This is a genomic window from Kitasatospora indigofera (assembly GCF_014655955.1).
GTDB classification, from domain to species: Bacteria; Actinomycetota; Actinomycetes; order Streptomycetales; family Streptomycetaceae; genus Kitasatospora; species Kitasatospora indigofera.
The window spans coordinates 1-13985 of sequence record NZ_BNBO01000085.1; the positions used below are offsets into that span (position 1 = coordinate 1).

Genomic DNA, 13985 nt, shown 5'->3' on the forward strand with positions numbered 1-13985 from the left:
CGAGCCCGGACCGTCGGTCGGTCCGGGCTCGCGCGCGTTCTCGGGTGCGCCGGCCGGGGCGGGCCCCGGCGGGCGGGACTACTCGACGACGAGCTCCACCGGGATGTTGCCGCGGGTGGCCTTGGAGTACGGGCAGACCTCGTGCGCCTGCTTGACCAGCAGCTGCCCGGCCTCGCCCTCCAGGCTGTCCGGCAGCTCGACCCGGAGCACCACGGAGAGGCCGAAGCCGGTCTCGTCCTTGCCGATCGAGACCTCGGCGGTGACCGAGACCTCGCTGACGTCGGCCCGCGCCTGGCGGGCGACCAGGCCGAGCGCGCTGGCGAAGCAGGCGGCGTAGCCGGCGGCGAAGAGCTGCTCGGGGTTGGTGCCCTGGCCGTTGCCGCCGAGCGCCGGCGGCATCGCCAGCGCGAGGTCCACCTGGCCGTCGGAGCTGACGGTGCGGCCCTCGCGGCCGTTGGCGGTGGCGACGGCGGTGTACAGCGCGTCCATCTGGCTGGTCCCTTCTCTCGTCGGCGACCGGTCCCGGCCGCCCCTCTGCGCTCAAGTAGAGCACGCAATTGAATTGCGCACAACTTAAGTGCGCGCGGCCGGGCTATCCTGGAGCCATGACCGACCTGTCCCGGGTGCCCGACGAGGAGCTGCTCCGACTCGACCACCAGATCTGCTTCTCGCTGCACGCCGCCTCCCGCGCCTTCGGCGGCGTCTACCGCACGGTGCTGAAGGACCTCGACCTCACCTACCCCCAGTACCTGGTCATGCTGGTGCTCTGGGAGCACGGCGAGCTGCCGGTCAAGCGGATCGGCGAGCACCTGCGGCTGGACTCCGGCACCCTCTCCCCCCTGCTCAAGCGGCTCGAAGCCACCGGCTACGTCCGGCGCGCCCGCAGCAGCGAGGACGAGCGCTCCGTCACCGTCCGGCTCACCGAGGCCGGTACGGCGCTGCGCGAGCGGGCCGTCTGCGTCCCGCGCCGGATCGTCGAGGCCAGCGACCTGACCCCCGCCGAGGCGGCGACCCTGCAGTCGCTGCTGGCCCGGGTCACCGGCTCGCTCGACCACGCGGCCCAGGGGTTCGCCGCCGCCCCGCCGGGGCCGGGGCACGCCACGGGCTGACGCACCACCCGGCCCCCCGCCGCCCGGCCCCGGCCCCGGCCGCGCGGGCCGTCAGCCGCCCAGCAGGGCGCAGACGAAGTCCTCCTGGACGTCGCGGAGCCGGGCCAGCAGCGCGGGGTTGCTCCGCTCGCTCACCTGGGTGGTGATGCTGAAGGTCAGCGAGCGCCTGCCGTCCGGGGTGCCCGCCGCCAGCTGGGTGTACCCGGCGGTGTTGCCGGTGTGCCCGTACACCACGCCGCACCGGGTGGTGTAGCGGAAGATCGCCAGCCCCGCCTCGTTCCGGCCGGGCCCGGCGGGCTCGGAGGCGCCGTCGACGAAGGTCAGCTGCTGCGCCCGGACGGCCGGCGCGATCAGCCGGCCGCCCGCGTACGCGCCGATGAAGGTGCCGAGGTCCTCGGGCGTGGACACGATGCCCCCGGAGGCCCAGCTCCCGGAGGCGCCGAACAGCGTGCTGACGTCCTCGGGCGCCTCCGGCGGCTGGACGGCGTAGCCGTGCAGGTAGGGCTCGGGCAGCCGGTACCCCTGCGGGAGGCTGGTCCGGCGCAGCCCGAGCGGCTGCTGGACGACCGTCCGGAGCAGGTCCTCGTAGCGCTCGCCGGAGGCCGCCTCGGCCATCAGCGCGACGGCGATGTTGTCGGAGTTGGAGTAGCGGTACGCGCTGCCCGGGGTGAAGTTCAACGGCTGGCCGGCCACGAAGTCCAGCAGGCAGCGGGACTCGAAGCGGTGGTGCGGGTCCGCCTGGAGGATCTCCCGGAAGGCCGGGGCGTCGCTGTAGTCCGGCAGGCCGCTGGTGTGGTTGAGCAGCTGGCGCAGCGTCACCGCGCCCCAGGCCGCGGGCAGGCCGGGCAGCCGCTCGGCGAGGGTGTCGTCCAGGCCGAGCCGGCCCCGGTCGACCAGTCCGAGGGCGACCGCGCCGCTGAAGGCCTTGGCGGCGCTGGCGATGCGCATGTGGTCGGTGGGCCGGGGCGGCCGGGCGGTGCCGACCTCGGCGACACCGGACCTCAGCACCTCGGTGCGCCCTCCGCGCCGGAGCACCGCGATCACGCCGGGCGGGCCGCCGGCGGTGGCGACCAGTTCGTCCAGGCGGCGCTGCAGCTCGCCGTCGCCGCGCGGCGGGCGGGCGGCCTGCGCCGGGGCGGGGGCCAGGCCGGCCAGGGCGGCGGCGGCCAGCAGCGCGAGCAGCAGCCGGGGCCGGGCGGGGGAGGTGGACAGCGGCACGGGGAACTCCTGACAGGGACGGCCCGGCGGGCGGGCGGGGGTCGGACGGCGAACGGGCGGGCGGGGTCGGGCGGACGGCGAACGGGCGGGGGACGGCGAACGGGCGGGGGTCGGCGGGCGGACGGGGGTCGGGCGGACACGAGGCAGGGCGGGACGGGGCGCCGCCCCACCGCATCACCCGGGCGCCCCGCCGGCCGCCGCCCCCGCCGCCGCCGTCACCCGACCGGGTCACCCCGGCGCCCACCGACCGGAGCAGCGGCCACCCGCCCGGCCGGTCCCCCGGCCGGTGGCGGGCGCCCGGCGCGGTTCACCCTTTCGGGCGAGAGCCCTGGCGGTGGCCCGAGGAGGCTCCGACGATGGGATCCGACGCCCCCGCACCGCCCACGTCCCGCCGCCGGCCCGGTCCCGCCCGCGGCGGGGTGCCGGCCCCGGCTGCCGTCGGCCCTGCGGAAGGAGACCGATGACCCAGTCCACCGGCCCGGACGGCGGATTCCGGCACCGCATCGCCGGATTCGTCCCGGGCCTCGGTGTGCTCCGCTCCTACCGGCGCGGCTGGCTGCGCGGCGACCTGCTGGCCGGCGTCACCGTCGCGGCCTACCTGGTACCGCAGGTCATGGCGTACGCGAGCGTGGCGGGGCTGCAGCCGGTCGCCGGGCTCTGGGCGATCCTGCCCGCGCTGGCGGTCTACGCGTTCCTCGGGTCCTCCCGGCTGCTGTCGGTCGGCCCGGAGTCGACCACCGCGCTGATGACGGCCGGGGTGGTGGGGCCGCTGGCGGCGGGGGACCCGGACCGCTACGCCGTCCTGGCGGCGGCGCTCGGCGTCGTGGTCGGGCTGATGTTCCTGCTGGCCCGGATCGCCCGGCTGGGGTTCGTCGCCGACCTGCTCTCCCAGCCCGTCCTGATCGGCTACCTGGCCGGCGTCGCCCTGATCATGGCGGTGGACCAGCTGACGAAGATCACCGGTGTCGAGACCGAGGGCTCGGGCTTCTTCCCGCAGCTGGTCTCCTTCTTCCGGAACCTCTCCGAGGCCGACCCCCCGACCGTCCTGTTCAGTGCGGCGACCCTGCTCTTCCTCTTCCTGGCGGCCGCGGTCCTGCCGCGCGCGGTCCCGGTCACCCTGCTCGCGCTGGTGCTGGGCACCGTGGTGGTCGCGGTGTTCGACCTGGAGTCGCGGGGCATCGCGGTGATCGGGGACATCCCGACCGGGCTCCCCCGGCCGTCCTTCCCGTCCCTGGACGACTTCCGGGAGCTGGTGCTGCCCGCGCTCGGCGTGCTCCTGGTGGGGTACACCGACGTCATCCTCACGGCCCGGGCCTTCGAGTCCCGGGGCAGCGGCGAGCGCCTGGACGCCAACCAGGAACTGCTGGCGCTGGGCGCGGTCAACCTCGGCGCCGGGGTGTTCCACGGCTTCCCGGTGAGCAGCAGCGCCAGCCGGACGACGCTGGCCAAGTCGGCCGGCGGGCACACCCAGGCGTACGGACTGACGGCGGGCGCCCTGGTCGTCGCCGTGCTGCTGTTCCTCGGCCCGGCGCTCGCCCTGACGCCGTCGGCCGTGCTGGGGTGCCTGGTCGTCTACGCCGCCGTCCGGATGATCGACATCGCGGGGTTCCGGCGGCTCTCCGCGTTCCGGCGCCGGGAGCTGCTGCTGGCGGTCGGCTGCCTGATCGGCGTGCTGGCGCTGGACATCCTCTACGGGGTGCTGGTGGCCGTGGGCCTGTCGGTGGCCGAGCTGCTGACCCGGGTGGCCCGGCCGCACGACGCGGTGCTCGGCCTGGTGCCGGGGGTGGCGGGCATGCACGACATCGACGACTACCCCGAGGCGCGGACCGTGCCCGGGCTGCTGATCTACCGCTACGACTCGCCGTTGTTCTTCGCCAACGCCGAGGACTTCCGCCGCCGGGCGCTGGCCGTGCTGGCCGAACAGCCGGAGCCGGTGCGGTGGTTCGTCCTCAACGCCGAGGCCAACGTCGAGGTGGACATCACCGCGCTGGACTCGCTGGAGGCGCTGCGGGACGAACTGGTGGCCGGCGGCTGCGTGTTCGCCCTGGCCCGGGTGAAGCAGGACCTCCGGGCGGAGCTGGACGCGTACGGGCTGACCAGGTCCGTCGGCGCGGACCGGATCTTCCCCACGCTGCCCGCGGCCGTGGCCGCCTACCGTTCCTGGAGCGGGGCGGATGACGATGAACCGGGCTAGCCCGTGCCCGGCCGTTCCCGCCGGGCGCGCGACGCCGGGCCCCGCCCGCCGAGTTGCGGCCCCGGGCCGGGGCCCCCAGGCTCGGAGCCAGACCCGGGCGCGGGGGCCGCGCCGGACGACGGGGCGGGCCGCGGACCGGTCCGACCGCCCGGGCCCCGACGCCCGCGGCGGCCCCGGGCACGACGGCCGCGGCGGCCCCGCCCGCGTACGGCAGGAAGGCTGGTCCCGGATGGCAGGCAAACAGGCCCGGCGGATCGCGAAGTTCATCGAGCCGCTGCGGGTGGAGCCCGGCTCCCGGGTGGACCTGAGCGACTTCGACCCCCGCTACAAGGCCGGGATGAAGAAGCGGGACGGCGTCCGGCTGCTGGAGAGCGGCGTGGAGCTGCTGGCCGAGTACCAGGCCCGGCTGGCCGCCCAGGACACCTACGGCGTCCTGTTCTGCCTTCAGGCGATGGACGCCGGGGGCAAGGACGGCACCATCCGGCACGTCATGAGCGGGGTGAACCCGCAGGGGGTGCACGTCAGCAGCTTCAAGGTGCCCTCCACCGAGGAGCTCGACCACGACTACCTCTGGCGGTACGCGCGCCGGCTCCCGGCCCGCGGGGACATCGCGATCTTCAACCGCTCCCACTACGAGGAGGTCCTGGTGGTGCGGGTCCACCCCGAGGTGCTGGACCGCCAGCGGATCCCGGACGCCGCCCACGGCTCCGCCCTCTGGGACCGCCGCTACCGGGAGATCAACGACTGGGAGCGCCACCTCACCGACAACGGCTTCAAGGTGGTGAAGGTCTTCCTGAACCTCTCCAAGGAGGAGCAGCGCACCCGGTTCCTGAAGCGCATCGACCTCCCGGAGAAGAACTGGAAGTTCTCCGGCGCCGACGTCCGCGAGCGCAAGTACTGGGACGACTACCAGGAGGCCTTCGCCGAGATGCTCTCGGCCACCAGCACCCCGTGGGCGCCCTGGTACGTGGTGCCGGCGGACCGGAAGTGGTTCGCCCGGATCTGCGCCGCGGCCGTCCTCGCCCACACCCTGATCGAGATCGACCCCCGGTACCCGGTGGTCGACGAGGAGGCCCGGCAGGATCTGCGGGCCGCGAGGCGCCGGCTGAAGAAGGAGGCGCCGAAGGGTGCGCCGGCCGACCCGTACGCGGCCCGGCACGAGCTGTCCGGCTGACGGCGGGCTGGGCGCGACCGGGCGGGCGGTGGACGACGGGGGCACCGGCCGGGCGGTGAACGGCGGGGGGATCGGCGGGCGGTGAACGGCCGGCAGCGGAAGCTGGGAACGGAGACAGCGCAGATGGCAGTCGAAGCAGGCCCGACGGGGCCGCAGCCGGCCGAGCGGCCGGACTGGTACGCACGCTCCCCCGAGGAGGTCGCGCACCTGCTGGAGGTCGACCCGGAGACCGGCCTCACCGGCGCCCGGGTGGCCGAGCGGATGGCGGCCCACGGCCCCAACGCCCTGCCCGAGGAGCAGCCCCGGCCCGCGCTGCTGCGCTTCCTCGACCAGTACCGCAGCTACATGCAGATCATCCTGGTGGCGGCGGCCGTGGTCTCGTTCGCGATCGCCCAGTGGAGCACCGCGATCCTGCTGGTCGCGCTGACCCTGCTGAACGCGGTGGTCGGCCTGCGGCAGGAGGGCAAGGCCGCCAGCGCGATGAACGCGCTGAAGTCGATGATGAAGAACACCGCCCGGGTCCGCCGCGACGGCGCCGAGTCGGAGATCCCGGCCGAGGAGCTGGTACCGGGCGACGTCGTGCTGGTCACGGCCGGGGACCAGGTGCCGGCCGACGGGCGGATCGTCCGGGCCAGCGCGTTGCAGATCGACGAGTCCGCGCTCACCGGCGAGAGCACCCCCGCCGGGAAGGACACCGCGGTGCCGCCCGGCGCGAAGCTCGGGCCGGGCGACCAGACGGACATGGCGTTCATGAACACGCCGGTCACCCACGGCAGCGGGGTGCTGATCGTCACCGGCACCGGCGCGGACACCGAACTCGGCCGGATCTCCGGCATGCTGTCCGCCACCGCCAAGGAGGAGTCGCCGCTCACCCGGGAGCTGAACAACCTGACCCTGTGGATCGCGGGCGCGGCCGGCCTGACGATGATCGTGATGTTCGCCCTGGGCCGCAGCCGGGGCCAGGCCTGGGACACGCTGTTCATCGCCGCCGTCTCGCTGGCCATCGCGGCGATCCCGGAGGCGCTGCCGACGGTGACCCAGGTGATCCTCTCGGTGGGCAGCCTCAACCTGGCCGAGCGGAACGCGATCGTCAAGGAACTGCCGTCGGTGGAGACGCTGGGCTTCACCTCGGCGATCAACTCCGACAAGACCGGCACCCTGACGATGAACCAGGTGACGGTGGTGGAGGTGATCAGCCCGACCGACCGGTACACCGTCTCGGGCACCGGCTACGGCCTGGACGGGCGGATCCACCACGCGGCGGGCTCCGCAGCGGGCATCGAGGACACGATCCTGCCCTTCCTGGTGGCCGGCGACGCCACCCTGGTCGACGGCACGGTGGTCGGCGACCCGACCGAGGGCGCGCTGCTCGTGCTGGGCCACAAGGCCGGGCTGGACGTGGAGGGCACCCGCGGGCGGATGCCGCGACTGGCCACCCTGCCGTTCGACCCGGGCTACAAGCTGATGGCCACCTTCCACTCCGCGAAGGACGACGCGGGCCGTCCGGTGGTGCGCTGCTTCGTCAAGGGCGCGGCGCCCGCCGTCATGTCCCGCGCCGTCAGCGCGCTGGCGGCCGGCGGGACCGTCCCCTGGGAGGGCGAGCTGAGCCGTCGGGCCCAGGAGCAGGTGGAGCGGATGGGCGGCGAGGGCCGCCGGGTGATGGCGGCGGCCGCCCGCGACCTCGATCCCGCCGACTTCGACCCGGAGGGCGACCTGCTCGCCCTGGTCACCGGGCTGCGGATGACCGGCCTGGTGGGCATGGTCGACCCGCCCCGGGCCGAGTCCAAGGCCGCGGTCGCCAGCGCCCAGGCCGCCCACATCAGGGTGCGGATGGTCACCGGTGACGACGTCACCACCGGTGCCGCGATCGCCCGGCAGCTGGGGATCCCGGGCGAGGCCGTGCTGGGCGCCGACTTCGCCGCCTGGCCGGAGCAGGAGCAGCGGGCGCGGATCGAGGGCATCGGGGTGGTGGGGCGGGTCGCGCCGGAGCACAAGGTGCTGCTCGCCGACACGTTGAAGAAGAACGGCGAGGTCGTGGCGATGACCGGGGACGGCGTCAACGACGCGCCGGCCATCAAGGCCGCCGACATCGGCATCGCCATGGGCAGCGGCACCGACGTGGCGAAGAACGCCGCCCGGATGATCCTCTCCGACGACAACTTCGCCACCATCGTGTTCGCGGTGAAGGAGGGCCGCAAGCTCTACGACAACCTCACCAAGTACGTCCGGTTCGTCCTGCTGCTGCTGGTCACCTTCGTACTGACCTTCCTCGGCGCCACGCTCTTCAACATCGCCGCCGGGGAGCCGTTCCCGCCGCCGCAGGTGCTCTGGATCCACTTCGTGGTGAACGCCCCGTTCGGCTTCGCGCTCGGCTTCGACCAGGAGAGCCCGGGTCTGATGCGCCGCACCCCGCGGCCCCGCGGCGAGTCGGTGCTGACCCGGCCGCTGCTGATCACGGTCGGCCTGGCCGGCCTGGCGCTGACCGTCCTGCTGCTGGCGCTGATCAAACTCGGCGAGAACCACTTCGGCAGCGTGCACATCGGCAGTTCGATGGCGTTCACCGCCTTCGCCCTCTGCCTGATCGTGGCCGCGTTCGAGTGCCGCAGCGAGACGGAGTCGGCGCTGCGGACGACGACCTTCGACAGCAAGCAGATGAACCTGGCGGCGCTTTCGGAGTTCCTGCTCGCCGTACTGGTGACGCAGTTGGACGGGTTCCGGCGGATCCTCGGCACGGCGGAGATCAACCTCCGCCAGTTCGGCTGGGCGCTGCTGTCCGCCGTGGTCTTCCTGGCGCTGTGGGAGCTGGGCAAGGCGCTGGCCCGCCGGGGGCGGACGGCCGCGGTCTGAGCCGGACCGCCGGCGGGGGCCCGGGGGCGGTTCCGCGCGGCGGGCCCGCATCCCCCGCCCCTCGGCCTATCATCGGATGATCCGCCCGGTCCGCCGTGAGAGGACGCGCCCGCCGTGACGATCAGTGACTCCCTGACGGTCGACCAGGCCGTCGACCGGATGCGGGCCCTGCGGGACCTGCTCCCCGCCACGGACGGCGTCGCCGTCTTCAACCGGATGTACCTGACCGTCACCGAGCTGGTCCGCGACCGTCTGACGGACGGGTACTTCGAGGACCCGGCGGCCATGGCAGCCCTCGACGCCCTGTTCGCCGGCCGCTACCTGCGGGCCGTCGACGCGGCCGCCGCCGGCACCCGGCCGCCCGCCTGCTGGCGGCCGCTCTTCGAACTGCGCGGGCACCCGGGGATCCACCCGCTGCAGTTCGCGTTGGCCGGGATGAACGCCCACATCGAGCACGACCTCCCGCTCGCCGTGCTCGACACCTGCCGCGCGCTCGGCCGCCGGCCGGCCGGGCTGGCCGCCGACTACCGGCGGATCAACGACCTGCTGGCGCAGGTGGAGGACGAGGTCCGGGACTCGCTGCTGCCCGGCCCGGACGAACTGCCGCTCGCCGACCCGCTGCTGCACGTGATCGGCGTCTGGAGCATCGACCGGGCCCGTGAGGCCGCCTGGGCGAGCGTGCTGGCGCTCTGGGAGCTGCGGCCGGTGCCGTTCGCCTACGCGGCGGTGAGCACCGCGCTGGACGGCTCGGTCGGGATGGTCTGCCGGGCGCTGCTCACCCCGCTCGACGGGCGCACGCAGGCCGGCCGGCCCCCCGTCGCGGGGAGCCGGCCGGCCGGTTGAACGTTGCGCCCGCCCCGGCCGTGCCGTCCGCCTGTCGCGGGGCCCGGGCCGTCCGGCCGTAGGGGGTCAGGCCCAGCTGGAGTGCAGCGGCTTGCCCTCGGCGTAGCCGGCCGCGCTCTGGATGCCGACCACGGCCTTCTGGTGGAACTCCTCCAGGCTGTTGGCGCCCGCGTAGGTGCAGGAGCTGCGCACGCCCGCGACGATCGAGTCGATCAGGTCCTCGACGCCCGGACGGGCCGGGTCGAGGAACATCCGCGAGGTGGAGATGCCCTCCTCGAAGAGCGCCTTGCGGGCGCGGTCGTAGGCCGACTCCTCCGAGGTCCGGTTGCGCACGGCGCGCGCCGAGGCCATCCCGAAGCTCTCCTTGTACTGGCGGCCGTCCGCGGTGGTCTGCAGGTCGCCGGGCGACTCGTAGGTGCCGGCGAACCAGGAGCCGACCATCACGTTGGAGGCGCCGGCGGCCAGCGCCATCGCCACGTCGCGCGGGTGGCGGACACCGCCGTCGGCCCAGACGTGCTTGCCCAGGCGGCGGGCCTCGGCGGCGCACTCCAGGACGGCGGAGAACTGCGGCCGGCCGACGCCGGTCATCATCCGGGTGGTGCACATCGCGCCGGGGCCGACCCCGACCTTGAGGATGTCCGCGCCGGCCTCCACCAGGTCGCGGACGCCCGCGGCGGAGACCACGTTGCCGGCCACGATCGGGATCTGCGGGTCCAGCCCGCGGACCGCGCGCAGGGCGCTGATCATCGACTCCTGGTGGCCGTGCGCGGTGTCGACGATCAGCACGTCGGCGCCGGCCTCGATCAGGGCCTTGGCCTTGCCCGCGACGTCGCCGTTGATGCCGACGGTGGCGGCCACCCGCAGCCTGCCTGCGGCGTCCACGGCCGGGGTGTAGAGGGTGGCGCGCAGGGCGTTCTTGCGGGTCAGGATGCCGACCAGGCGGCCGTCCGCGTCGACCACCGGGGCGAGCTTGCGGTGGCCCTCGTTGAGCTTCTCGAACGCGGCGCGGGGGTCGATGCCGTCCTCCAGCAGCAGCAGGTCACGGGACATGACCTCGCTCAGGCTGGTGAAGCGGTCCACGCCGTGGCAGTCGGAGTCGGTGACCACGCCGACCGGCCTGCCGTCCTCGACCACGACCAGCGCGTTGTGGGCGCGCTTGGGCAGCAGGGAGAGCGCGTCGGCCACGGTCGCGCCGGGCTCCAGGGTGATCGCGGTGTCGTGCACCAGGTGGCGCTGCTTGACCCAGCCGATGACGTCGGCGATGACCTCGGTCGGGATGTCCTGCGGGATCGCGACCAGCCCGCCGCGGCGGGCCACCGTCTCGGCCATCCGGCGCCCGGCGATGGCGGTCATGTTGGCGACGACCAGCGGGATGGTGGTGCCCGTGCCGTCGTTCGAGGACAGGTCGACACCCTGCCGGGAGCCCACCGCGGAGCGGCTGGGGACCATGAAAACGTCGTCGTACGTGAGGTCGTACGGCACCGAATTACGGTCGTCGTAGCTGCCGGTCTGGGGGTTCAAGAAGCGCATGAAGAAGGCTCTCTGGCTTTGGGAGGGTACACCTCGGGTGCGGTCAGGTCCGGCCGGCCGAGCGCACTCGGGCGCCCCGCACCCAACCGTCAATAGTTGCCGATACCCCGTACGAACGCCAGTTCACACGTTATTCCTGAAGATCCGCACAAACCCCCGCGCGGCGGCGCCGTTCCGCCTTGGAGGAAGCCACGAACGGGAGCCCTGGAAATTGGCCGGACACCAGGTCAGGCCCTCTGCTAGGGTCACCGGGCCGGCCGCGGGACTCCGGCGCGACTTCCGGAATATGCCTTGCAACGCAATAGTTCGCAGTTCGCGCCCCCATTCCCCGGCCGGCCTCCACACCAACCGGGGGGACGGTCACCGATGGCCACCGAGGAATCCTTCGGCGACCTCGTCGCCGCCGACGACGTCCTGCTCTTCGTCAACGCCGCGATCACCGCCACCGGGCAGCGCGAATTCCGCTCCGAGGCCGGCGAGCAACGCCTCTCGCTCGACTTCCTGCACTCCTACATCCTCGGCAACTACCGCGAGCTGTACGCGGCGGTGCTCGCCCTGGACGTCAACGACCACAACGCGGCCCTGATCGTCCAGGGCCTGCTGGCGACCGCCGGCGAGGCCACCGCCGCGCAGCGCCGCACCGAGGGCCGGCTGATCGCGCGCCGCCTCGCCCTGCTCCCGCCGCAGCGGGTCTACCGGCTGATCCGCGAACTGCGCCGGGCCAAGGTCAACAACCGGCGCACCCGGGCGATCCTCCGCGACTGGCTCGCCGCCCGGCCCGACCCCGCCCTGGACGCGGTCAAGTACCGCGCCGGGCTCAAGCTCGCCCTGCGGCACACCCACCTCGCCCCGCCCGGCGCGGAGCTCGGCGACTTCCTGTTCCGGCCCGCCCGGCGGAGCGCCTTCGCGACCCCGCTGCTGGACAGCTGGCGCCGCGCCCACTACCAGCAGTCCGCCCTCTACGAGCTGCCCTACAGCGTCGCCGAGGGCTTCGCCGCCAAGCACGGAATCACCCGCGGCACCTTCCTGGAGAAGATCGCGCCGCGGATGACCCGGCAGGAGCAGCTGCGCCTCCAGGAGTCCGGCCGGCGGCACGGGGCCGAGGCCGTCCGCGCCGACCTCGCGCGGATGCCGCTGACCCGGCTGGCCGGGTACGTCCTCGGCCTGCCGACGGACGACCGGGTGCGGCGCCGGGCCGAACTCACCGAGGCCCTGCGCGCCGCCGCCCGACGGGCCGCCGGGCCCCACCGGGGCAGCTGGGGGCGGGTCGCCGCGGTGCTCGACGACAGCTTCTCGGCCACCGGCTCCGGCCAGAAGCGCCGCCGCCCGCTGACGGCCGCGCTGGCCTGCCACTTCCTGCTGGAGGCGCTCGCCGCCGAGTACACCCCGCTGTGGACCTCCGGCCGCACCGACGCCCTGCTCGTCCACCCGCTCGGGCCGACCCCGCTCGGCCTGCGGATCGTGGACGCGCTGGACACCGCGCCGGAGCGGCTGCTGATCGTCTCCGACGGCTGGGACAACGCGCCGCCGGGCCTCGCCGCCGAGGTGCTGCGGGTCTGGCGCACCCGGCTCGACCCCGACGGCCGGACCAGCATCGTCCACCTCAACCCGGTGTACGACGCCGAGGACTTCGACGTCCGCCGGCTCGCCCCGACCGTGCCCACGGCCGGCCTGCGCGACGCCGAGGACCTGCCCACCCTGGTCGGGCTCGCCCGGTTCGCCGAAGGGCGCACCGGCCTGCCCGAACTGACGGCCTACCTGGACGAGCGGACCCGCGCCTTCCTCGACCCGCCCGCGCCGGCGACCACCCCCGTGCCCGAGCCGCTCCCCGAGGACGCCCGATGACCCCCCGGACGACCGGCACGCTGGACCTCACCGGACTGCGCACCGGGCCCGCCCAACTCTGGGGCGCCGTCCGGCTCGTCCCCCTGCTGCGGGAGGAGCCGGTCGCCGGCCTGCGCCTGCACCGGCGCGCGCTGGGCGAGGAGCACGGCGTCGTCCAGGTCGACCGGCGCACCACCTACCACTCCTACCTCCCGCACGCCTTCGTCGCCGACCGGACCGGTGACGGCACCCCGGTGGCCACGTACGGGACCCACCTGACCGACGACGCCGCGGCCGGACCGCCGCCCGCGGGCATGCCGCTGCGCCTGCACCACCGGCTCGCCAAGCGCGAGGGGCGCGGCCGGCTGCGCTTCCTGCCCCAGCACCTCGCCCTGGAGGGCTACCTCAGCCTGCACTTCGGCGGGCCGTCGGTGGTCTGGGAGGAGTGGTCGCAGCGGGCCGTCCGGCAGGGCCTCTCGCCCCGTGCCGAGGAGGCCTGGACCGGTGCGCAGGTCCGCGGCCTGGCCGACGCGCTGCGGCTGTTCGAGATCCACCCCGGGCAGTGCGGCCTGCTGCTGTACCTCGGGGACACGCTGGCCGCCGCCTTCGCCGTCCCGCACCCCGAGGACTACCGGGCCCTGCACCCCACCCTCGTCCAGGACCTCTACGGCGAACAGGTCCACCACTACGCGACCCTGATGCCGCCGCTGCCCGACTTCCGCGCCCGGATCGCGGGCCCCGGCATCCGCTCGGTCGCCGGCCTGCGGGCGGCCGCGCGCCGCCAGGAGGAGGAGTGGGCGGCCTTCCACGACTCCACCATGGCGGCCGGCCTGCTCGGCCCGGCCTACGCCTTCCGCACCGTCCGCCGGCTGGGGCCCTTCACCCTCAGCCGCTTCCTGCCCGGCTTCCGCCGGCGGGAGGAGAACCACATCGGCGAGATCATCACCGACGAGGCCGGGCGGACGGCCTACCTGAAGACCTTCCGCCTGTCGGAGAAGCAGGTCCGCCGCGGCCATCTGCTCGACCAACTGGCCGCGCACGACTGGCACCTGGCCCGGACGGCGGCCGCCCTCGGCACCGGCGAGGCCCAGCTCGGCCTGCGGCTGGAGTCGGCGGGCTTCGGCGCCCTGCTGCGCCAGGACGTGCTGGACCACTACCGCCGGCAGGCCCGGGGTCCCGGCGCACGCTGAGCGCCCGGGACGGACCGGACGGACCGCCGGCCGCGACGGCCACCGATCGATCATCA

The 13985-nt window shown here is 74.5% G+C and carries 10 protein-coding genes; 7 read left to right on the plus strand and 3 right to left on the minus strand.

The annotated features are described in order from the left end of the window. Window positions 1-78 precede the first annotated feature (78 nt). Window positions 79-489, minus strand: coding sequence for an organic hydroperoxide resistance protein (locus tag IE329_RS37775; protein WP_190215595.1), 411 nt, complete (start codon window positions 487-489; stop codon window positions 79-81). 116 nt (window positions 490-605) lie between these two features. Here IE329_RS37775 and IE329_RS37780 point away from each other — a divergent pair, with 116 nt between their 5' ends. Then, window positions 606-1109, plus strand: a complete 504-nt coding sequence (locus IE329_RS37780; RefSeq protein ID WP_190215596.1) for a MarR family winged helix-turn-helix transcriptional regulator — start codon at window positions 606-608, stop codon at window positions 1107-1109. A 51-nt stretch (window positions 1110-1160) separates the two neighbouring features. Here the strand turns inward: IE329_RS37780 and IE329_RS37785 are convergent, their stop codons facing one another. Further along, window positions 1161-2327 (minus strand): serine hydrolase domain-containing protein, encoded by a 1167-nt coding sequence (locus IE329_RS37785; RefSeq protein ID WP_190215597.1) that lies wholly within the window; start codon window positions 2325-2327, stop codon window positions 1161-1163. A 460-nt stretch (window positions 2328-2787) separates the two neighbouring features. Here IE329_RS37785 and IE329_RS37790 point away from each other — a divergent pair, with 460 nt between their 5' ends. The 4 genes from IE329_RS37790 to IE329_RS37805 all read left to right on the plus strand — a co-directional run bounded on the left by IE329_RS37790 (window position 2788) and on the right by IE329_RS37805 (window position 9385). Next, window positions 2788-4521 carry a SulP family inorganic anion transporter gene (locus tag IE329_RS37790; protein WP_190215598.1) on the plus strand — a complete coding sequence of 578 codons (1734 nt, stop codon included), beginning with the start codon at window positions 2788-2790 and terminating at the stop codon, window positions 4519-4521. 229 nt (window positions 4522-4750) lie between these two features. Then, the gene (locus IE329_RS37795) at window positions 4751-5695 is read left to right on the plus strand and encodes a polyphosphate kinase 2 family protein (RefSeq protein ID WP_190215599.1); all 945 of its coding nucleotides are present in this window, start codon (window positions 4751-4753) and stop codon (window positions 5693-5695) included. 123 nt (window positions 5696-5818) lie between these two features. Next, window positions 5819-8542, plus strand: a complete 2724-nt coding sequence (locus IE329_RS37800; RefSeq protein WP_190215600.1) for a cation-translocating P-type ATPase — start codon at window positions 5819-5821, stop codon at window positions 8540-8542. A 114-nt stretch (window positions 8543-8656) separates the two neighbouring features. Further along, on the plus strand, window positions 8657-9385 hold the full coding sequence (locus IE329_RS37805; RefSeq protein WP_308438433.1) for a DUF5995 family protein: 729 nt from the start codon (window positions 8657-8659) through the stop codon (window positions 9383-9385). Between the two features lie 66 nt (window positions 9386-9451). Here IE329_RS37805 and IE329_RS37810 read toward each other — a convergent pair whose 3' ends face one another. Beyond that, complete coding sequence (locus IE329_RS37810) at window positions 9452-10915, minus strand: GuaB1 family IMP dehydrogenase-related protein (protein WP_190215601.1); 1464 nt, start codon at window positions 10913-10915, stop codon at window positions 9452-9454. A gap of 366 nt (window positions 10916-11281) precedes the next feature. Between IE329_RS37810 and IE329_RS37815 the strand changes: the two genes are divergently transcribed. Both IE329_RS37815 and IE329_RS37820 read left to right on the plus strand, forming a co-directional pair. After that, window positions 11282-12760, plus strand: coding sequence for a hypothetical protein (locus IE329_RS37815; RefSeq protein WP_190215602.1), 1479 nt, complete (start codon window positions 11282-11284; stop codon window positions 12758-12760). Next, window positions 12757-13929: an ARPP-2 domain-containing protein gene (locus IE329_RS37820; protein ID WP_190215603.1), complete on the plus strand. Its 1173-nt coding sequence runs from the start codon at window positions 12757-12759 to the stop codon at window positions 13927-13929. Before IE329_RS37815 ends, IE329_RS37820 begins: the two co-directional genes overlap by 4 nt. Window positions 13930-13985: the final 56 nt, after the last annotated feature.

Bases quoted from the DNA above. Each gene is read 5' to 3' on its own strand.
- IE329_RS37775 (WP_190215595.1), bottom strand. From the start codon at position 489: ATGGACGCGCTGTACACCGCCGTCGCCACCGCCAACGGCCGCGAGGGC.
- IE329_RS37780 (WP_190215596.1), top strand. From the start codon at position 606: ATGACCGACCTGTCCCGGGTGCCCGACGAGGAGCTGCTCCGACTCGAC.
- IE329_RS37790 (WP_190215598.1), top strand. From the start codon at position 2,788: ATGACCCAGTCCACCGGCCCGGACGGCGGATTCCGGCACCGCATCGCC.
- IE329_RS37795 (WP_190215599.1), top strand. From the start codon at position 4,751: ATGGCAGGCAAACAGGCCCGGCGGATCGCGAAGTTCATCGAGCCGCTG.
- IE329_RS37800 (WP_190215600.1), top strand. From the start codon at position 5,819: ATGGCAGTCGAAGCAGGCCCGACGGGGCCGCAGCCGGCCGAGCGGCCG.
- IE329_RS37810 (WP_190215601.1), bottom strand. From the start codon at position 10,915: ATGCGCTTCTTGAACCCCCAGACCGGCAGCTACGACGACCGTAATTCG.
- IE329_RS37815 (WP_190215602.1), top strand. From the start codon at position 11,282: ATGGCCACCGAGGAATCCTTCGGCGACCTCGTCGCCGCCGACGACGTC.
- IE329_RS37820 (WP_190215603.1), top strand. From the start codon at position 12,757: ATGACCCCCCGGACGACCGGCACGCTGGACCTCACCGGACTGCGCACC.